This window comes from Diplocloster hominis (genome assembly GCF_032380655.1).
GTDB classification, from domain to species: domain Bacteria; phylum Bacillota; class Clostridia; order Lachnospirales; family Lachnospiraceae; genus Diplocloster; species Diplocloster hominis.
On record NZ_JAWDIY010000022.1, the window covers coordinates 12,267 to 31,757 of the forward strand.

General features: G+C 49.6%; 17 protein-coding genes. 1 reads left to right on the forward strand and 16 read right to left on the reverse strand.

Features of this window, described 5'->3' with window-relative positions; translation table 11 throughout:
- Positions 1 to 21 precede the first annotated feature (21 nt).
- From ABC831_RS18220 to ABC831_RS18250, 7 genes are all read right to left on the reverse strand, one after another.
- Positions 22 to 1,347 carry a S41 family peptidase gene (locus ABC831_RS18220; protein ID WP_343249509.1) on the reverse strand — a complete coding sequence of 442 codons (1,326 nt, stop codon included), beginning with the start codon at positions 1,345 to 1,347 and terminating at the stop codon, positions 22 to 24.
- A 66-nt stretch (positions 1,348 to 1,413) separates the two neighbouring features.
- Positions 1,414 to 2,583, reverse strand: coding sequence for a murein hydrolase activator EnvC family protein (locus ABC831_RS18225; protein WP_343249510.1), 1,170 nt, complete (start codon positions 2,581 to 2,583; stop codon positions 1,414 to 1,416).
- Between the two features lie 9 nt (positions 2,584 to 2,592).
- Positions 2,593 to 3,501 (reverse strand): permease-like cell division protein FtsX, encoded by a 909-nt coding sequence (gene ftsX, locus ABC831_RS18230; protein ID WP_343249511.1) that lies wholly within the window; start codon positions 3,499 to 3,501, stop codon positions 2,593 to 2,595.
- Positions 3,491 to 4,183, reverse strand: a complete 693-nt coding sequence (ftsE, locus tag ABC831_RS18235; RefSeq protein ID WP_343249512.1) for a cell division ATP-binding protein FtsE — start codon at positions 4,181 to 4,183, stop codon at positions 3,491 to 3,493. Before ftsE ends, ftsX begins: the two co-directional genes overlap by 11 nt.
- Positions 4,184 to 4,201: 18 nt before the next feature.
- Positions 4,202 to 5,290: a PucR family transcriptional regulator gene (locus ABC831_RS18240; RefSeq protein ID WP_343249513.1), complete on the reverse strand. Its 1,089-nt coding sequence runs from the start codon at positions 5,288 to 5,290 to the stop codon at positions 4,202 to 4,204.
- Between the two features lie 187 nt (positions 5,291 to 5,477).
- Complete coding sequence (locus ABC831_RS18245; RefSeq protein ID WP_343249514.1) at positions 5,478 to 6,341, reverse strand: YitT family protein; 864 nt, start codon at positions 6,339 to 6,341, stop codon at positions 5,478 to 5,480.
- Complete coding sequence (locus tag ABC831_RS18250; protein ID WP_343249516.1) at positions 6,338 to 7,060, reverse strand: WecB/TagA/CpsF family glycosyltransferase; 723 nt, start codon at positions 7,058 to 7,060, stop codon at positions 6,338 to 6,340. Before ABC831_RS18250 ends, ABC831_RS18245 begins: the two co-directional genes overlap by 4 nt.
- Before the next feature lie 639 nt (positions 7,061 to 7,699).
- Here ABC831_RS18250 and ABC831_RS18255 point away from each other — a divergent pair.
- The gene (locus ABC831_RS18255; protein ID WP_343249517.1) at positions 7,700 to 9,502 is read left to right on the forward strand and encodes a glycoside hydrolase family 2 protein; all 1,803 of its coding nucleotides are present in this window, start codon (positions 7,700 to 7,702) and stop codon (positions 9,500 to 9,502) included.
- On the opposite strand, the gene pfkB is transcribed toward ABC831_RS18255, so the two are convergent.
- From pfkB to clpP, 9 genes are all read right to left on the reverse strand, one after another.
- Positions 9,441 to 10,382 carry a 1-phosphofructokinase gene (pfkB, locus tag ABC831_RS18260; protein WP_343249518.1) on the reverse strand — a complete coding sequence of 314 codons (942 nt, stop codon included), beginning with the start codon at positions 10,380 to 10,382 and terminating at the stop codon, positions 9,441 to 9,443. The two genes, ABC831_RS18255 and pfkB, sit on opposite strands and share 62 nt — an antisense overlap.
- Positions 10,383 to 10,407: 25 nt before the next feature.
- Positions 10,408 to 11,529 (reverse strand): sporulation integral membrane protein YtvI, encoded by a 1,122-nt coding sequence (gene ytvI / locus ABC831_RS18265; protein WP_343249519.1) that lies wholly within the window; start codon positions 11,527 to 11,529, stop codon positions 10,408 to 10,410.
- Between the two features lie 304 nt (positions 11,530 to 11,833).
- On the reverse strand, positions 11,834 to 12,667 hold the full coding sequence (locus ABC831_RS18270) for a metal ABC transporter permease (protein WP_343249520.1): 834 nt from the start codon (positions 12,665 to 12,667) through the stop codon (positions 11,834 to 11,836).
- The gene (locus tag ABC831_RS18275; protein ID WP_343249521.1) at positions 12,664 to 13,428 is read right to left on the reverse strand and encodes a metal ABC transporter ATP-binding protein; all 765 of its coding nucleotides are present in this window, start codon (positions 13,426 to 13,428) and stop codon (positions 12,664 to 12,666) included. Before ABC831_RS18275 ends, ABC831_RS18270 begins: the two co-directional genes overlap by 4 nt.
- 3 nt (positions 13,429 to 13,431) lie before the next feature.
- Positions 13,432 to 14,385, reverse strand: coding sequence for a metal ABC transporter substrate-binding protein (locus ABC831_RS18280; RefSeq protein WP_343249522.1), 954 nt, complete (start codon positions 14,383 to 14,385; stop codon positions 13,432 to 13,434).
- Entirely contained in the window at positions 14,375 to 14,965 is a 591-nt protein-coding gene (yihA, locus tag ABC831_RS18285; protein WP_343249523.1) for a ribosome biogenesis GTP-binding protein YihA/YsxC, read from the reverse strand. Before yihA ends, ABC831_RS18280 begins: the two co-directional genes overlap by 11 nt.
- A gap of 12 nt (positions 14,966 to 14,977) precedes the next feature.
- Positions 14,978 to 17,296 (reverse strand): endopeptidase La, encoded by a 2,319-nt coding sequence (gene lon, locus ABC831_RS18290; RefSeq protein ID WP_343249524.1) that lies wholly within the window; start codon positions 17,294 to 17,296, stop codon positions 14,978 to 14,980.
- A gap of 35 nt (positions 17,297 to 17,331) precedes the next feature.
- A complete protein-coding gene (gene clpX / locus ABC831_RS18295; RefSeq protein ID WP_343249525.1) occupies positions 17,332 to 18,642 on the reverse strand; it encodes an ATP-dependent Clp protease ATP-binding subunit ClpX in 1,311 nt (436 codons plus the stop codon).
- 218 nt (positions 18,643 to 18,860) lie between these two features.
- The gene (gene clpP / locus ABC831_RS18300; RefSeq protein ID WP_343249526.1) at positions 18,861 to 19,442 is read right to left on the reverse strand and encodes an ATP-dependent Clp endopeptidase proteolytic subunit ClpP; all 582 of its coding nucleotides are present in this window, start codon (positions 19,440 to 19,442) and stop codon (positions 18,861 to 18,863) included.
- Between the last annotated feature and the right edge of the window lie 49 nt (positions 19,443 to 19,491).

The window sequence follows — 19,491 nt, forward strand, 5'->3', positions numbered from 1 at the left end:
GATCGGTTACCAATGTGCTGCTCACTGCCCTTTCAGTATTTCGATAGCCTTCTGCAGCTGATTATCCTGGTCCTTCGGGATGATCGCCATCTTCTTCAGATCTTCGTTCAAATCAATTTCCACATCCGGATCGATTCCCACTTCGTGAATGTAATTCCCCTTTGGTGTAAAATATTTCGACACGGTTAACTTCACCGCAGTGTCGTCTCCCAGGTCAAAGATTTTCTGCACAATTCCCTTTCCATAGGTTGTGGTTCCGACCAGGGTGCCGATCCCATAATCTTTTACAGCTCCGGCAAAGATTTCTGCCGCGCTGGCACTGTTCCCGTTGACCAGGACCACCAGCGGAATGTCTAACGGGGTTTTCCCTTCTCCGCTGTACTCCTCACGGTTGCCGTACTTATCTTCCGTATAGACGATCAGTCCGGCCGGAAGGATCTGCTCCAGGGTCTTGCAGACCGAATCCAGCACACCGCCCGGATTATCCCTTACATCGATAATCAGGGATGTCATTCCTTGATTTCTCAGGTCTTCCATAGCCTCCTGGAACTGTTTCTGGGTTACCAGATCATCAAACTGGGTGATCAGCAGATATCCGATCCCATCGTCCAGCATCTCATGCTCTACGGTGGAAACCGTCACTTCCCGGCGTTCCACATCAAACGTAAGAGGTTCTGTCTCATCCCCCCGGACGACCTCCACACTCACGGTACCGACACCGTCGTTGCTGGTTTTTACAACCGATACTACACTCTGCAGGTCCATACCGGTCACATCCTGTCCGGCCACTTTGTAGAGGATATCACCTCTTTGCAGTCCCACCTCCTCGGCAGGGGAATCCCGGAACACTCTCAGCACGGTGATCACTCCGGTCTTCATATTCTGGGACATCAGGATGCCGATCCCGTTATAAACGCCGGTGGTAGACTCCATCAATGAAACGTAATCCTCATTTGTATAGTAGACGGAATAAGGATCACCGAGCCCCGCCACATATCCATAATACAAGGTTTCAATGAGCTTCTCCTCATCTATATCCCCCATATACCTGGTATCGATCAGCGTCTTGATCTGTTCCAGTTTCCGATCAATCGCATCCGTATCCAGCTGCTCTTCTGCCGCCGGAACTTCCGATGTCTGCGAGGGCTGTCCTCCCGCTCTCCCAGGTTCCAGACTCTTGACAAAAAATACGATGGCCAGGACACACAAAGTGGCCAAAACTCCTCCGAAAAAGCCTTTCCAGACACCATAATTTCTCTTCGGTTCGTTCATCAGAAAATCTTCCGGCTCGACTTCCTCCTCCCGATCCCGCCCATTCTCTTGATTCCATTCTCTTTTTTCCGTCATCTTGCCTCCTATAAGCGAAGCAGAGCTGTCCGAAGACAGCCCTTTCTTAATTTTGCCTGTTCTCAGTTAACTGACATAATTCCATGGACTGACATAACTACCGTTCAACCGGACCGTAAAATGCAGATGCGGGCCGGTAGATCGGCCGGTAGAACCTACTGCCGCGATCTGTTCCCCCCTGGACACATTCTGTCCGGCGGATACATACAGCGCGGAAGCATGCATATAGATCGTGTACAAACCGCTGCCGTGATTGATCATAACATAATTTCCCATGACCGAATCATAGGCGGCACTGACAACCTCGCCGTCATAAGCTGCCAGAATCGCTGAACCGGTAGGGGCTCCGATATCAATTCCGTTATGAAATTTTTCATATCCAAGGGTCGGATGATATCTGGTTCCGTAATCACTGGTAATTCTGGTACTGGCCGGACACGGCCAGGCGAATTGTCCGTTATCATAAGTCTTCCCGGTTTGTCCGCTGTTACTCAATTCCTGCTGGCGTTTTTTCTCTTCCTCCTCCAGCCGCTTCATAACCGCGGTCATCTGGGCTAATTCCTGCTCGTATTCCTCTTTTAACTGTTCGGCGTCAGCGATATCGTTTTCGTAACGCTCGATTTCATCATTCTTTTTCCTGATGGCGGACTCCACGCTGGATTTGCGGTCTTCGACCTCAGTCTTCATATCCTCCAGCTCGCCCTTTTCCTGAGTCAGTTTTTCTTCCGTCTCTTCAATATATTCCTTAGTCTCCTGAAACTTCACAAGCATTTTCCGGTCATACTCCGACATGGCGCTCATATACTCCACCCGTTTGAGCAATTCAGATATACTGCCCGCCTCCAGAAGCATAGACAGCGGGGAACCGGTACTGTTCTCATACATATACAGGATACGCAGCTTCATCGCTTCATATTGCTCAGACTCCTGCTCTTTTGCAAGCCCCAGGGCTTCCTGTGTATCCGCGATCTGCTGTTCTTTCTCAGTCAGCTGTTCTTCCAGGGAACCCAGATCGTCGACGATCTGGTTCAGGGAGGAATCCAGCTTCTTGATGTAATCCTCCAGGTTTCCCTTTGTCACCTTCATATCCTTTATCTGTTGTTCAACTTCTTTTATATTGGATTCTATTCCGCTTTTTTCCTTCTTCGCGTCCTGAAGTGAGGTGGCAAAAGCGGGCGCCGCCATGGCCGTTATCAGTACCCCGGACAGCAGAACCCCTAATATTCGCTTCGTCATGGACAACACCTATACCCTCAAATGCTTACGGATCGTAAAGAAACTACCCAGGAACCCGATACCGACTCCCAAAATCAGTCCAACCGGGAGCAGGGAGTGGAACACTTCCTCCGCCGGCAAAAAAACAAACAGCCGTGCAAGGGTCATAAACTGGGTCTGCACATAATCCACCAGCTTACTATAAAGATAGTAAATGATTCCCAAAGGAATCGCTGAGCCGATCAGTCCGATCAGCAGGCCTTCTACCACAAACGGCGCGCGCACAAAAAAGTCTGTGGCGCCGATTAATTTCATAATCGCAATTTCTTCCTTCCGGACCGCGATGCCGATCGTCACCGTATTACTGATCAGGAACACCGCCACCGCCAGCAGGATAAAGATAATGGTAACCGACACATACCCGATCAGCATATTAAAATCGCTCAGGGTATTGGCAGTTATCTCCGACTGGTTCACCTTCTCCACTTCATCCAGGGAAGTGATATAGGACACCAGCGTTTTCTGCTGGGACACATCATTCATATAGACTTCCAGGTTAGCCGCCTTGGCAAGGGGGTTGTCCTGTTCAAAACCTTCCGCCAGTTCCCCGGCATCTTTCAGATAGTCCTTGGAAAAAATCTCCCACGCTTCATCCGCGGAGACATAGATCACATTGGAAACCTCATCCCGCTTCTCTATCTTGGCCTTTACCTCCAGGATCTGCTCTTCCGTTACATTTTCCTTGAAAAACACGGTAACCGCCACGCCGGCCTCTATATCTTTGATCATACTCTGAAAGTTCATCACGATAGCGAAGAAAAGACCGAAGAGAAAAATACAGGCTGACATCGTGGCAATCGACGCCAGTGAAAACATTTTATTTCTATATATATTTTTCAGTCCCTGTTTGAGACTGTAGACAATTGTACTAAGCCTCATAATTGTTATACCCGCCTTTTTGTTCGTCGCTGATAATAACGCCCTTGTTCATAGTTACGACCCTCTTCTGCATGGCATCCACAATCTCACGGTTGTGGGTGACCACGAGAATGGTGGTTCCCCTGCGCTCATTGATCTCACTTAACAGCTGCATGATATCCCATGAATTTTTCGGGTCCAGATTACCGGTGGGCTCATCACATAACAAAATAGCCGGACCGTTTACCAGCGCCCTGGCTAACGCCACTCTCTGCTGCTCCCCTCCGGAGAGCTGCTTCGGATATGACTTATATTTCTCCGCAAGCCCTACCAGCGAGAGCATCGCCGGTACCTGCTTGCGGATTCTTCTGGTCGGTGTCTCGATCACCCGCTGCGCGAACGCTATATTTTCATAGACATTGCGGTCCTTCAACAGCCGGAAATCCTGGAATACCGTTCCGATATTCCTGCGGTATCTTGGGATCTGACGCCGTTTCAGATCCCCCAGCACTTTATTGCCCACGATGATGGTGCCTTCCGTGGGTTCAAGCTCCTTTAGCAGCAGCTTGATCAACGTCGACTTGCCCGAACCGCTGTTGCCGACGACGAACACAAATTCCCCCTTATCGATATGTAAGCTTACGTTCTTCACAGCCGGCGAACCGGTGGAATAGGATTTGCTTACGTTCTTTAATTCGATCATGTTACCTCCTGTATCTGATTAGTAATTTATCGACTCCATATACTTCATGTATTTTACAACCATCAGTGCGATCTTAAAGGTGATGGCATCCTCAAACACCCGAAGGTCCAGTCCGGTACTCTTCTGCAGTTTATCCAGACGGTATACCAGCGTGTTCCGGTGGATATACAGCTGTCTGGAAGTCTCGGAAACATTCAGGCTGTTCTCGAAAAATTTGTTGATGGTTGTCAGTGTCTCTTCGTCAAAATCATCCGGTGATTTGCCGTCAAATATCTCCTTGATAAACATCTTGCACAGCGGAATAGGCAGCTGATAAATCAGACGGCCGATCCCCAGCGCGCTGTATGCAATAATATCTTTCTCGTCAAAGAAAATCTTGCCCACGTCCAGAGCCATCCGCGCTTCCTTATAGGAGCGGGATACCTCTTTGAGTTCATTGACCACAGTACCGTATGCGATGTGCACATCGGTCTCTCCCTGCGCAGTCAGAAGATCCAGGATCATCTTGGCGGTTTTATCCAGATCCTCGTATCCTTCGTTGACAGCCACTTCTTTGACCACGATCACATTTTTTTCATCCACTGCCGTTACGAAGTCTTTGGATTTCGTTCCAAACAGGCCGCGGATATTTTCCATGACATTATTATCCTTCTCATGATCGGTCTCCACGATAAAGACCACCCTGCGCACGTCTGTTTCAATGTGCAGCTTCTTGGCCCTGTTATAGATATCGACCAACAGCAGGTTATCCAGCAGCAGGTTCTTGATAAAATTATCCTTGTCAAAACGTTCCTTGTAGGCTACTAAAAGGTTTTGAATCTGGAATGCAGCGATTTTCCCAACCATATAGACGTCGTCACTGCCGCCGTTTGCAAGTAATATGTACTCTAACTGCTGGTCATCAAAGACCTTGAAAAACTGGCACCCCTGTACTACCTGGGCATCTGCCGGGGATTCCACAAACGCCAGTACAGCGTTCTCATAGACTTCCGCCCCCGCAAACGTCGTAGCCAATGGTTTCCCTTCCGTATCTACGATGCATAAATCAATTCTGGTAATTGCTTTCAACCCTTCAATTGTGTTCTGAAGTATCTGGTTGGATATCATCTGCTTCACTCCTTCTACATGATATAGTTATTTTTCACAAAGCGCCCACAAGATTCCCCGCGATTCAAAAGTAACCTAACATATATATTAATGCAATATTACAAAAAAAGAAAGAGGAAATACGAATTTTTTTATGCATTTCCTCAACTTTTTTATGGTAAAACTGTTTTTTTGTGGTATACACAGTTCACAAATGCACTTCCAGGAACCCTTCCCCCAGCACTTCACGGGCATCTGTCACAATTACGAAAGCGTTAGGGTCCGTTTTGACCACGATTTGTTTGAGCTGCACGATCTCTTTTTTGGAGACCACACAGAATAGCATCAGCTTATCCGCCCCCGAGTACATCCCCTTGGCCGGAACGCCGGTCAGCCCTCTGTCCAGCTCGCTCATAATCATATCCGAGACCTCTTTTTGATGCTCCGTTATAATAAATGCCGCTTTTGAGAATTTTAATCCTTCTATAATTCCGTCCGACATTCTGGAAACCACAAAAATCGCGATTACCGCATACAATGCCTTGCTGATTCCGAATACATACGCGCCCACCAGCACAACCAGCGCGTCCACCACCTGCATGATCTGGGCGATGGTATAATGGGGCATATAGTGCTGGATCAGGGCAGCCACCATATCGGTTCCGCCTGTAGTGGCCCTGGCCAGGAACACCAGGCCGATTCCGATCCCACTGATCACGCCGCCGAACAAAGACGCCAGGACCAGGTCATCGATCATCAGGCTGAATACCGGAATCACATACAGCCACGCGGAGAGAGCGACGGTAGCAAACAGCGTTCTTCCTATATAGCGGACTCCTTTTATTTTCGCCGCCAGCAGAAAAACCGGAATATTCAGGCAAAGGTTCGTAAGCCAAAGAGGGATACCGCCTTTCAGCAGCGGCCCTGTCATTTCCTTGGCTATTATGGCGATACCTGTGAAACCGCCGGTAACCAGGCCATTGGGATCATAGATCACATTAATGGCCACCGCCATAAGCCCCGTACCTGCCAGGATCAGCAGATAATCCACCCAGGCACTTCTCTTATTCATTCTTCCTGATTCTCCTTTTCCTGATCTCGGTACTTCGTGACCCTTCTCTTGAAAATGCTCTTCTCAATCAGTTTGCTCAGCCAGCTGGTTTTTATTCCTGTATCACTCATCCCATTCTGGCTTTTTCCCAAACCGACCCACACTTTCGCATTGATCTTCTGCTTATTCCTGATCACGAACTCTTCCTGAAAAGGAGAATTTAATGCCGCCATTACCACATCCGGCACAACACTGTTAATCTCGTTCACTATGACATCCTCATCCCCGGTATTCGTATCCGTGGCGCAGCTGCCCACAATATTAACCATAGGATGATGTTCTGCCATGTATTCGTAAAATTTTTCAAGTTCCATTTCTGTATTCGTCAGTAAGAACAGACTTTTATGCTCGCTTTGCAGCATTTTGATCAGTTCCCGCAGGAATACGTTATCCTCGATCTCCTGCACCCGCTGCGGGTCCGGCATCTCCAGTATACTGAGAATCTCTTTTTCTCTGGCCATACACAGATCCATAGACCTGATCGCCTCTTTTAATTCCGGGTCTTCGTCCGCTGCGACAAAGAGCTCCGGTGTCAATAGCTCCAGGCTGTTCAGACAGTCATTTTCCAGATATTCTTTTACCAGCTCCAAAGCTTCCTGTGCGCTGTAGTCCATAATCTGCAATCCCAAAATATTCATAACCTGACTCATCTTATCACCCGGCAGTTTATCTGCCTTCAACTTTCCAGATTTCTTGCCTATCAAACGCAGGCAGTCCAATTCGTGTGTGCACCAGTTATCTGGGACCGGTGCTGGTGTGCCGACCTGTTCATGTCCTAACTAACAGCGCTGATAATTTCGTCACTTGGCAAGGCATCGCCGACTGACGGCAACGCGGCAGATGACGAAAGAGGCAGTGTTGATAGTTAGGATATGAGCATGTCCGTACACTAGTCCTATTGAACCTTCCACACTCAATAAATTTGAGATCTTAGACCCGAAAATCGCGGGAGGGGGCCCCCGCTTATTTCAATTATAACCAGATATACGTACCTAGTATAACAAACCGATTTTTACTTTGCAAGTAGGAATTTTGTACTGTTGAGGCCGGAATTTTGTACCTGCTGCTTTGCTGAAGGTGTTTTAGGGTTGGCTGATATGTTGGTCAATCAATAAAAATGAGCCCTGGAGTGGGTTGTTATGAATATAGTTTTATAGTAAGATTATAATTATTACTATAATGTTTCATTGTCTAACTTAGTTTTTTATAAGGTTTTTGGTCAAGTTCAGATTTATCTGGATTATAGGTTTTTATGATTTCGGTAGATTTTCGGTTGGATATTAGTTTTATAAATATGTCGATGGAAGGGATGACGCGGTATGGGTGAAAATTTGGATGGCTTGAGAACGCTATATACGAAGTGGGGGAAAAAGGTGGACCGGGAGTGTCCGCTGCCGGAGCATCCACGGCCGCAGCTGATGCGCGGGCATTGGCAGAATTTGAATGGGGTGTGGGAGTACGCGATTCTGGATGGGGTGCCGGGGAGGATTCCCGATCGGTTTGACGGGGAGATCGTGGTGCCGTTTTCGCCGGAGAGCGCTCTGTCGGGCGTGGGAAGAATGCTTGAACCGGGCCAGACTTTGTGGTATTCGAAGAAGGTACCTTTTGACGCGGTGGACAAGGAGCGGGTTCTGCTTCACTTTGGAGCGGTGGATCAGTGCTGTACCGTGTATTGCAATGGGAATACCGTGGGGACGCATGAGGGCGGTTATTGGCCGTTTTCCCTGGATATTACGGAATTTTTGAAGGATGGGGCGAATCTGATTCAGCTGGCGGTTACGGATGAATCGGATGGCGGACTGCAGGCTTACGGGAAGCAGCGAATGGAGCGGGGCGGAATCTGGTATACTCCCCAGAGCGGGATCTGGCAGACGGTCTGGGCGGAGTATGTGCCGGAAGTCTATATTCGGGATCTGAAGATTACTCCTCGCTATGATGAGGGGTGTGTAGATTTTACTCTGTTTTTTCAGGATCATCTGCCGCCTTCGGAAGTGTTGGTGGAGATTTTTGACGGGGACACGGCGGTGGTGCGGGAGAAGTTTCAGAGTAACCGGTTCCGGGTGGCGGTTCCGGAATTTAAGAGCTGGAGCCCGGAATCTCCGTTTCTCTACCGGGTTATTTTGACCGTAGGTGAGGACTGCGTGGAAAGCTACTTTGGGATGCGTAAGTTCGGAATCGCGGTGGATGAAAAAGGCTGTCCCAGGCTGGCGTTAAATGGACGGCCGGTTTTCCATAACGGACTGCTGGATCAGGGGTATTTTAGCGACGGGCTTTATACGGCGCCGTCGGATGAGGCCATTGTGGAGGAGCTGAGTCGGGTGAAGGCGCTGGGCTTTAACATGCTCCGTAAACATATAAAGATCGAGCCTATGCGGTGGTATTATCACTGTGATCGGCTGGGGCTTTTTGTATGGCAGGATTTTGTCAGCGGAGGAGGGCCTTTTGATATCTGGGCGGTCCGGAATCTTCCGTTTTTGGGTGTGGAGGTGAAGGATAACCGGTACAAGATGCTGGGGAGAAGAGATCCTCTGGGACGCAGAATATTTGAAAAGAATATGAGGGATACGGTTAAGGCCCTGTATAATGTGGTGAGTCTGGCTGTCTGGGTCCCTTTTAATGAAGGCTGGGGACAGTTTGACGCGGTACGGATCACACAGGCTCTGCACAAGCTGGACCCCACCAGGCTGATCGATCATGCCAGCGGCTGGTATGATCAGGGAGCGGGGGACATCCGCAGTTATCATGTGTATAATAAGCGGTTCCGGATGAAGAAAGATCCATGCGGACGTATTCAGGCGCTGACGGAATTCGGGGGGTATAGCTGGCCCTGCCGGAAGCACATGGTGTCCAGACGGCTGTTTGGGTACCGGATTCTGAAGAGCCGGGAGGAACTGACAAAAGCTTATGAGAAGCTTTACCGGGAAGCGGTGCTGGCCAACGTGGAACTGGGGCTGAGCGCAGCCGTATACACCCAGGTCAGCGATGTGGAGGATGAGATCAACGGCCTGTTTACTTATGATCGTGCCGTGCTTAAGGTGAATAAGGAGACGGTCCGGGGGATTAACCGGGAGATTCAGGAGATGTTTGAAAAAGTAACCGCTGCAGTTCCTGATACGCTTTGAGAACCTGATCTTTTGTGGCCAGCCAATCCCGGAAGGCGGTAGCGCTTCCCGCAGCGATGCCCATGCGAAACGCGGCGGCGTAGTCCTGTTCTTTCAGATACCCGGCCAGGAATCCGGCTACCATAGAGTCCCCGGAACCAACAGAATTTACCAATATGCCGGATGGGGCCGGGGAGGCGTGGAACCGCCCTTGGCCGTCTATGAGAAGAGCACCATCTTTTCCCAGGGATACCAGTACGTTAAGGGCGCCATCCTGTTGTATCCGGATCGCTCCCTGCTTGATTTTATCCATCGTGTCACACCGGATGCCGCAGAGCTCTTCCAGCTCCGCGGCATTTGGTTTTACCAGGAACGGATGGTATTTTAACGCATTTTTTAAAAGATCCCCCGTGGCGTCTACCACTATACGCGTTTTGCGGTCCTGCAGTCTGCGCATGATCTGTTCGTAGATGTCGGTGGGCAGGGAATTCGGTATGCTTCCGGCTAATACCAGGATATCCTCCGGGCCGCAGGCATCCAGCCTTTGGAACAGCGCATCCAGAGCTTCCGATGGAATATGGGGACCCTGGCCGTTGATTTCGGTTTCTTCCCCGGACTTGATTTTTATATTGATCCTGGAATTCCCGCTCTGCAGCGGAATGAATTCCGCGTCACAGCCGTTTTCTGCCAGCAGCCGTTCTATTTCTCTTCCAGTGAATCCTGCCGAAAACCCAAGAGCTTTGCTGGCATATCCCAGATTAGACAGCATGATCGACACATTGATTCCCTTTCCCCCCGGATACAGCGCCTGCGCTTCCGACCGGTTGGTGGCTCCCTCTGCCAGATTCGGAACCCATACGATATAATCTAATGATGGATTGAAAGTTACTGTGTATATCATTGCGTCCTCTCCTAATCTTTCGTAATTAATTTTTGCGGAACGTATTAAAATCATCCACCAGGCTTTTTACATCCCGGATCAGATCATCAAAGATCCCTGCTTTATACAGGTTCAGGATAATCAGGCCCAGCGGGACAGCCAGAATCATCCCCAGCACCCCGTCTAACCGGTATCCCAGGAACATGAATAACAGGGTCATCAGCGGATCCAGCCCCACGGAATCCCCCACCATCTTCGGCTGGATCAGCTGGCGGATCAGCTGGCTCACGCCATAGATGATCAGCAGGCCAATGGCCATCCGGTAATCCGAGGTTAAGATTTTAAATAACGCCCAGGGGATCAGCGCCGTTCCTGTACCAAAGAATGGTAAAAAGTCCAGAACAGCAATAAGTATCGCAAAGATTATCGCATAGTTGACTCCCAGGAATACGAATCCGATAAACAAAATCAGTGCCACGATTCCCATAATTTTGAACTGCGCTTTGAAATATCCGCCCAGTATATGCTTAAAATCCCCGGTAATCATGTCCACTTTCTTCTGGATGGCCTGAGGCGTATGGCGTCGGAAAAATGCCAGGATTCTCTCCCGGTCGGCAATGAAGAAATAGGCGGATAACACAGCAAAAATAATGGAAATCAGCACAGACGGAAGATTCCTTGCGATATTCCCCGCAGCCGCCACGGTAGGCTTGCCGATTCCCTGCATGATCCCGCTTACGTAACTGCCAAAATCAGCAGACACCTCCGCCCACCAATCCTGTACGTCCTGCGGCAGTTTTTGGAAAAAAACGGAAAGCTTCTGCCCCGCTTCCGCAAAATCCATGGATACCGATTCATACATTTCAGGCAGATTTCCGACAAAACTTCCCAGCTCGGTGATAATTTTTGATATGGCCAGATAGCCAACCAGCACCACCAGCGCCAGAGTCCCGATAATGATCAGCATGGAGCCATGCTTGCGTACGATCTTCAGCCTGCGCTCCAGCAGCCGCACCAGGGGATTCGCGATCATCGCAATGATCCATCCTATGACCAGCGGCATGAAGAATACGATCAGCCTCGGGGCAAAATAGCACAGCAGCACAATTCCCACAATCCAAATCAGCAGATTCAATATCGTCTTGAAGTATTTTGTGGCCTTATTCATAACCTTATCCTTCCCCACACCAATTATGATAGCTATCCTATTTTTCGCTATGAGCACTTTATGCCCGTATTTTAGGTACTTATAAATGATTTTGTGCGCAAAATGGCAAAATTTCGGTTCCGTTGAATCCGGGTTAGGTACTTATGCGCGGCGCATGAAAAATAGTCAGCGAAAAGCTTGTCTATCTTGTAAGTTATATTACAACAATCGAAATTTTAGAACTGTTCGATAACGATTTCTTCCCTCTTATTTTATCAGAGAACCATGGCCGCTACAAGAGAAAGCTGCCCCGCTACTTTCCAAACTACTTTCCATGCCGTGAATAGAAGTACGTAGCGAAGAAGATCACCGACGCGATGATGACAATCGTTGGCCCGGTAGCCGTATTCACATAATAGGATATAATGAGCCCCACAATGCCGGAGAACAGGGAGAACAAAATGGAGAAGAAATGGTACTCCCGCATATTTTCAGAGATGTTCCGGGCAGAGGCCGCGGGCAGGATTAAAAGCGCATTGATGATCAGGATTCCCACCCACTTGATGGAGAGCATGACGATCACTGCGATGCAGACTGCGAAGAGATTTTCGATCAGTTTTACCCGGATTCCCCGGCTGGCGGCGAGGGAACGGTTGATGCTGATGGAGTTCAGCTGGTTAGAACAAAGAATCCAGAAAATCAGTGTTCCTATGAGCAGCAGGACCAGGTAGAGGATTTCCCGGGGGGTTATGCTTAAGATATCCCCAACCAGCAGGCTCGAATATTTGCTGAAATTACCTCCCTGGGCCAGGATAACCAGGCCCACGGCAATGCTGAAAGAGGAGAACACTGAAATGACCGTATCCGTTGCCATCAGGTTTCTGCTCTTAATCTGGTTCAGTGCGAGAGCAAAGAGTACCGCAAAGATCAGCATGGCAAGGTTGGTGTCCGGTATCCCGAACAGGACGCCGACAGCTACACCGGTCAGGGCGGAGTGCCCCAGAGCGTCGGAAAAAAAGGCCATTTTGTGATTTACTATCATGGTACCCAGGATACCGAACAGAGGGGTGATCAGCAGGATGGCCAGAAAAGCCTGCTTCATAAAATCATATTGTACCCAGGAAAAAGGCAGGACGGATTCCAGCAGTTCATAGATCATTTCGCATCCTCCTGTTCTAATTGATAGCGTACGGCTCCGAATACGCCCCGGAATTCATCGCTTTCGAATACCTCCGCAGGCGGGCCGTCTTTTAAGATTCTGGTGTCCAGAAGAATTACTTCGTCGGCATATTCAGCCACATATTCCAGATCATGGGATACCAGAATAATAGCCAGATCATGATTGTTTTTGTAGTCATAGATCGTACGGTAGAATTTGGCCATACCGTTTTGATCGATGCCGGAGGCAGGCTCGTCCAGGATCAGCAGGTCCGGCTCCTGGATCGTCGCCAGGGCTAAAAGCACCCGCTGAAGCTCCCCGCCGGACAGATTGCAGACCTGCTCATCGATCAGGTGTTCCACCTGAAAGTTAGACAGCTGCTCCCGGATTCTTTCATACTCTCTCCGGCTCTTTTTTAAGAAAACCGGGACCAGGCTTGAAAAACCCGCGATCAGATCATATACGCTGGTGGGGGTGTTTTTGTCGATATTTATACTCTGGGGGACATAACCGATGTGCAGGCTCTGTACCTGCCCGTTTTCCTGGTTCGTAAATACGATCTCGCCGGTGTGGGGGATCTCTCCTAACATTGCTTTGACCAGTGTGGATTTACCCGCGCCGTTTTTGCCTATGATGACATTTAATTTTCCACAGTGAATATGGATATTGATATCCTCCAGGATCACTTTTCCTCCCCGGACCACACCGATATGATTCATTTTTATACAGTGCAGGCCGCAGGGCTCTGTGTGTATTCCCATGAATTACAGCGCCTCCCTTAATACTGCCAGATTTTCTTCCATACCCTGGATATAGCTGTCGGGATTCCCATCCCCCGTGACCAGGGAATCCAGGACATATACCCTGGTGCCGCTTTCTTTTGCAACTGCCTCGGCCACCTTCGTGCTGTACTGTTTCTCCACAAACAGCATTTTTACGTCTTTTTCTTTGATCACCTGCAGCAGATGGGCCAGCTGGCCGGCGCTCAGGGTATTATCCTCTTCAAGCTCGATGACATCCGCTACCTGTAACCCGTACGCGTCCGCAAAATAGGCAAAAGAGTCATGGAAAATAATAATATTGGTCTGCCCGGCCTCCCGGGTGATCTCTTTTGCTTCCGTCTGGAGCGGTTCCAGCTTTTTGCAGTACATATCCGCATTTTGGCGGTACTGATCCGCATGAGCCGGGTCCAGGGCTGCAAGTCCCTTTGCAATGTTATCCACTTCCTGCATATATTTGGACACATCCATCCACACATGAGGATTCCTGTCCCCATGGTCATGCCCTTTATCCATGTCTGCCTCCGTCCCGGATATTCCGAACGTTTTTACCTCAAGCATGGCTACCCCGTCGCTGGCTGTGATCACCGGCAGCTCAGGGTAATTTTTCAGCACTGTGTCCAGAAAGCTCTCGATCCCGCCGCCATTGATGATAAACGCATCCGCGCCGGACAAAGTCTGCATATCTTCCGGGGACAGCTGATAGTCATGGAGACAGCCGGTCCGGGGCCTGGTCATATTCGTAAGACGTACGCCGGGGATATCCCCGATGACATTTTCAGCCGCGATATACATAGGATAAAAGGAGGTGACCACCTCAAGTGTTCCCTCCCTTTCCTCATGCGGCTCTTCTGTAATTGTGGTAAAATGAATCACCGCGGCGCTGATCGCAGTGATCATCGCCAGCAGGATTCCTGTAAATACATATTTATTCTTCATTGATGAATTGCTCCATATACTCCCAGATCTCTTCCTTACCCTGTTTCGTCAGCGAGGAATAGGGAAGAACCGGTACCTGCTCCGGCACTCCAAGACCGGTGCGGATCAGCTTGACTTGTTTTTGCAGCTGGCTTCTTTTAATCTTGTCCAGCTTCGTGGCAATGATAATGGGCTGAAATCCCTGATGGTTGATCCAGTCGTACATCATCCGGTCATTGGCCGACGGATCATGACGGATATCGATCAGCAGGAACACCGCCTTTAACTGCTTCGAACCGTGGAGATAACGCTCGATCATCTTCCCCCATTTTTCCTGCTCCGCCCGGGATACTTTCGCGTAACCATAGCCGGGCAGATCCACCAGATACATCTGATCGTTGATATTATAGAAATTAATGGTCTGCGTTTTTCCCGGCGATGAGGAAGTCCTGGCCAGGGCCTTTCGGTTCATCAGGCCGTTGATCAGGGAGGATTTCCCCACATTGGATTTGCCCGCAAAGGCGATCTCCGGCTTATCCGTTTCGGGCACCTTGCTGGTGATTCCACAGACGGTTTCCAGACTTACATTTTTAATAATCATGGGCTGTCTCACCTACTTTGCAAGGGCATATTCCAATACTTCCGTCATATTTTCCACATACCGGATATCGATGCCCTTCTTGATTTCCTGGGCTATCTCCGCGATATCCCGTTTGTTCTTAGCCGGCACCAGTACCATCTTAATTCCGGCATTTTTCGCGGCCAGGATCTTCTCCTTTAATCCGCCGACCGGAAGCACCCTGCCCCGCAGTGTGATCTCACCGGTCATAGCCACATCGGCCCGGACCGGGATCTTCGTCATGGCGGAGAGCATCGCCGTCGCCATGGTAATACCCGCGGAGGGACCGTCCTTGGGAACCGCCCCTTCCGGGATATGTATATGGATATCATTTTTCTTAAAGAAATCATCTGAAATCTTATATTCTTTGCTGATGGAGCGCAGGAAACTGATTCCCGCCTGGGCGGATTCCTTCATCACATCGCCCATCTGACCGGTCAGACGGAATTCTCCTTTGCCCGGCATGATATTGACCTCGATCTGGAGGGTGTCACCGCCCACGCTGGTCCAGGCCAGGCCTCTGGCGATACCGATCTCATCGGTTTCATTGGCCATGTCAAAGACAAAGCGCTCTTTTCCCAGGTACTTGCCCAGATTATTCTCCGTGATCCGGACCATCTTTTTATGGTCTTCCATGATCTCCCTGGCCGCTTTCCGGCAGATCTCACCGATCTTCCGTTCCAGATTACGCACACCGGCCTCTCTGGTATAGCCGCGGGCCATCTTATTGTAAGCGCCGTCGCTGATGGTCAGAAGCTCCGGAGTCAGACCGTGTTTCTCCAACTGTTTCCGGTACAGATGTTCTTTTGCGATGTGCAGCTTTTCATTTTCCGTATAGCTGCCCACCTCGATCAGTTCCATACGGTCCAACAGGGGCCTTGGGATCGCGTTCACATCGTTGGCTGTGGCAATAAACAACACTTCGGACAGATCGATGGGAATTTCCACATAATGATCCCGGAAGTGGCAGTTCTGCTCAGAATCCAGCACCTCCAAAAGTGCGGAGGAGGTGTCCCCTTTATAATCACTGCTCACCTTATCGATCTCATCCAGCAGCATCAGCGGATTCTTCACTCCCGCCTGCCGAAGGCCGGCAGCGATTCTGCCCGGCATGGCGCCGATATAGGTCCGGCGGTGTCCCCGGATCTCCGCCTCATCCCGCACGCCGCCCAGACAGATCCGGACATACTGCTTGTCCAGGGCTCTGGCCACAGATCTGGCGATGGATGTTTTCCCGGTTCCGGGAGGACCCACCAGGCACAGAATCGGGCTGTCGCCCTTTTGGGTCAGCTTGCGGACGGCCAGGAATTCCAGCACCCGTTCCTTGACCTTCTCCAGGCCGTAGTGATCCTCCTCCAGAATCTGTTTTGCGTTTTTGATATCTTCTTTGTCCTCAGACTTCTTATCCCAGGGCATTTCCAGCAGGGTCTCAATGTAAGCCCGCTGTACGGCGGACTCCGAAGAATTCTGCCCGCTGTTTTTAAATCGCTGGATTTCCTTTTGGATCTTTTCCTTGACGGAGTCCCGAGCCGTTAATGTCTCCAGTTCCTCGGCAAAGCGGTCCGCATCGGAAACCGTATTATCCTCGCCCAGTTCCTCCCGGATCAGCTTTAACTGCTCCCGGAGAATGTAATCTCTCTGATTTTTATCAATGCGTTCTTTCACCTTCTGCTGGAGATCATTTTTAATTTTACTGATCTCCACCTCATTGCTCAGAATGACACTCAGCAGCTCATATCTGGCCGTTAAGTTGACCGCTTCCAGAATCTTCTGTTTTTCTTCATAATATAACGGGATATTGATGGAAATCTGGTCCACCAGCCGTTTCAGATCTGCAATTTCCAGCAGCTGCTTGATCAATTCTTTCCCAAGCTTTGGATTCTCCATCGCGTACTGCCCGAAGATCTCTTTTAAGTTCCGGACCATGGCTTCCTGGCTGTTCCCGGGAATCTCTTCCAATTCCTCCGTATCAAACCGGATCACCTCAGCCTTCAGATACTCGCCATCGGTTTCCAGATATGACAGCTCCGCGCGTTCGATTCCCTCTACCAGCACCCGCAGTATATTGTTGGGCAGCTTAATGATCTGTTTGATCACCGCTATGATCCCGATTTTATAGAGCTGATCCTGCTTCGGTTCTTCCGCTTCCGCGTCCCTCTGCGCGATCAGGAAAATATTCTGATCCTGGAGCATGGCTACTTCCGTAGCCTTGATCGATTTTTCTCTGCTTACATCAAAATGTACGATCATATCCGGAAGAATTGTCATTCCTCTGAGTGCAATTGCCGGTAAATGTCGAATAAGCTCACTCATACCGCTTCCTCCTTCGTCCGTATTATTCCATCGGATCAGGCGATTTCATCCGCCTTACCGAACAGTTTCCTTTTCTGGGAACGGGTCTGCGTTCCCGCCTCCAGCGCCTGCCTGCGGACGATTTCCGGTTCCTGTGACCCTTCCACCGCCTCTTTGGTCAGTCTGCATTCCACGATATTATCATCAGAAGGCACTTTGAACATGAGATCCATCATGGATTTTTCCATAATGGAACGCAGCCCTCTGGCGCCCGTCTTTCTCTTGATGGATTTCTCCGCGATCATCTCGATGGCTTCGTCATCGAACTGAAGCTTGACGCCGTCCAGCTCAAAGAGCTTGCGGTACTGCTTGATCAGGGAATTCTTCGGTTCAGTCAGGATCTTGACCAGCGCGGCCTTATCCAGGGAATCCAGAGATACCACAACCGGCAGCCGGCCGATGAATTCCGGAATCAGTCCGTATTTGATCAGATCTTCCGGCAGTACATGCTTTAAGACCTCCCCTACGTTTTTCTCCCGGCGGCTGGCGATCTCCACGTTAAATCCGATGGACTTCTGGTCCATTCTCGTCTCGATGATCTTATCCAGGCCGTCAAAAGCGCCTCCGCAGATGAACAGGATATTACTGGTATCGATCTGGATCAGTTCCTGATGCGGGTGCTTTCTGCCTCCCTGGGGAGGCACCGACGCCACGGTTCCCTCGATAATTTTAAGCAGCGCCTGCTGTACGCCCTCACCGGATACATCTCTGGTGATCGAAGCGTTTTCCGATTTTCTGGTAATCTTATCAATCTCGTCGATATAGATGATGCCGACTTCCGCCCGCTTCATATCATAATCCGCAGCCTGGATGATTTTCAGCAGGATATTTTCCACATCTTCGCCCACGTAACCGGCCTCTGTCAAAGAGGTGGCGTCTGCGATGGCGAACGGCACATTCAGAAGCTTCGCCAGGGTCTGTGCCAGCAGCGTTTTACCGGAACCTGTGGGTCCCAGCATGAGGATATTGCTCTTCTGAATCTCCACATCCAGATCCTTCTCCGCCATAATCCGCTTGTAATGGTTATAAACAGCTACGGAGAGCACTTTCTTCGCATCATCCTGCCCGATGACATACTCATCCAGAAACGCCTTGATCTCCTCGGGTTTCAGCAGGTTGATGTCGTTTAAATTTTCCTCATCAAACTCTTCGTCCTCGAATTCCTCTTCCAGGATCTCCGAGCAGATATCCACACAGCTGTCGCAGATATAGGTGCCGTTTGGTCCTGCGATCAGACGGTTTACCTGTTCCTGGGGCTTACCGCAGAAAGAACATCTGATTTTATCGTCACTATTTTTATTTGCCATATTTACCTCCTGTGCCGCACTTTGCTGCGGCTTAATTTCAGGGATTTGTGAAATTTATTTCACATTACCTCCTGTGCCGCACTTGCTGCGGCTTATATTAAGGAATACATTCCATCATTTTCCTTTTGATTTTTAAAGACTCCTGCGTGAATCACAGGAGTCTTGTGATCCCTGCGGGCCGCCGGCACTACATGCCGCAAAATCCACAGAGCATATCTTTAGCGTCTAACAAATACATCGTCGATCAAACCATATGCCTTGGCCTCTTGCGCATCCATATAGTTGTCTCTTTCGGTATCCCGTTCAATTACTTCAAGAGGCTGGCCTGTATTTGCCGCCAGAATTTCGTTTAACTTCTTTCTCGTCTTTAGAATCATATCCGCCACGATCTTGATCTCAGTCGCCTGGCCTTTTGCTCCGCCTGAGGGCTGATGAATCATGATTTCCGCGTTGGGAAGCGCAAAACGTTTGCCCTTCGCTCCGCCGGACAGTAAAAATGCTCCCATACTGGCCGCCATACCTACGCAGATCGTAGATACATCACATTTGATATAATTCATCGTGTCGTAAATAGCCATTCCGGATGTAACGCTGCCGCCCGGGCTGTTGATATACAAATGGATATCTTTTCCCGGATCTTCTGCTTCCAGAAATAACATCTGTGCAACGATCAGGCTTGCTGTTGTATCATTGACTTCCTCTCCCAGAAAAATAATTCTCTCTTTGAGCAACCGGGAGTAAATGTCATAAGACCGCTCGCCTCTGCTGGTCTGTTCAATGACATAAGGTACTAAACTCATGGCTTATCCTCCTGCCTTTCCTTATAATTGTCCGCTATTCGGTCATCGG

Bases quoted from the DNA above. Each gene is read 5' to 3' on its own strand.
- ABC831_RS18255 (WP_343249517.1), top strand. From the start codon at position 7,700: ATGGGTGAAAATTTGGATGGCTTGAGAACGCTATATACGAAGTGGGGG.
- ABC831_RS18275 (WP_343249521.1), bottom strand. From the start codon at position 13,428: ATGGGAATACACACAGAGCCCTGCGGCCTGCACTGTATAAAAATGAAT.
- ABC831_RS18240 (WP_343249513.1), bottom strand. From the start codon at position 5,290: ATGATATCCAACCAGATACTTCAGAACACAATTGAAGGGTTGAAAGCA.
- pfkB (WP_343249518.1), bottom strand. From the start codon at position 10,382: ATGATATACACAGTAACTTTCAATCCATCATTAGATTATATCGTATGG.
- ABC831_RS18220 (WP_343249509.1), bottom strand. From the start codon at position 1,347: ATGACGGAAAAAAGAGAATGGAATCAAGAGAATGGGCGGGATCGGGAG.
- ABC831_RS18245 (WP_343249514.1), bottom strand. From the start codon at position 6,341: ATGAATAAGAGAAGTGCCTGGGTGGATTATCTGCTGATCCTGGCAGGT.
- ABC831_RS18280 (WP_343249522.1), bottom strand. From the start codon at position 14,385: ATGAAGAATAAATATGTATTTACAGGAATCCTGCTGGCGATGATCACT.
- clpX (WP_343249525.1), bottom strand. From the start codon at position 18,642: ATGGCAAATAAAAATAGTGACGATAAAATCAGATGTTCTTTCTGCGGT.
- lon (WP_343249524.1), bottom strand. From the start codon at position 17,296: ATGAGTGAGCTTATTCGACATTTACCGGCAATTGCACTCAGAGGAATG.
- yihA (WP_343249523.1), bottom strand. From the start codon at position 14,965: ATGATTATTAAAAATGTAAGTCTGGAAACCGTCTGTGGAATCACCAGC.
- ftsE (WP_343249512.1), bottom strand. From the start codon at position 4,183: ATGATCGAATTAAAGAACGTAAGCAAATCCTATTCCACCGGTTCGCCG.
- ytvI (WP_343249519.1), bottom strand. From the start codon at position 11,529: ATGAATAAGGCCACAAAATACTTCAAGACGATATTGAATCTGCTGATT.
- ABC831_RS18225 (WP_343249510.1), bottom strand. From the start codon at position 2,583: ATGACGAAGCGAATATTAGGGGTTCTGCTGTCCGGGGTACTGATAACG.
- ABC831_RS18270 (WP_343249520.1), bottom strand. From the start codon at position 12,667: ATGATCTATGAACTGCTGGAATCCGTCCTGCCTTTTTCCTGGGTACAA.
- clpP (WP_343249526.1), bottom strand. From the start codon at position 19,442: ATGAGTTTAGTACCTTATGTCATTGAACAGACCAGCAGAGGCGAGCGG.
- ftsX (WP_343249511.1), bottom strand. From the start codon at position 3,501: ATGAGGCTTAGTACAATTGTCTACAGTCTCAAACAGGGACTGAAAAAT.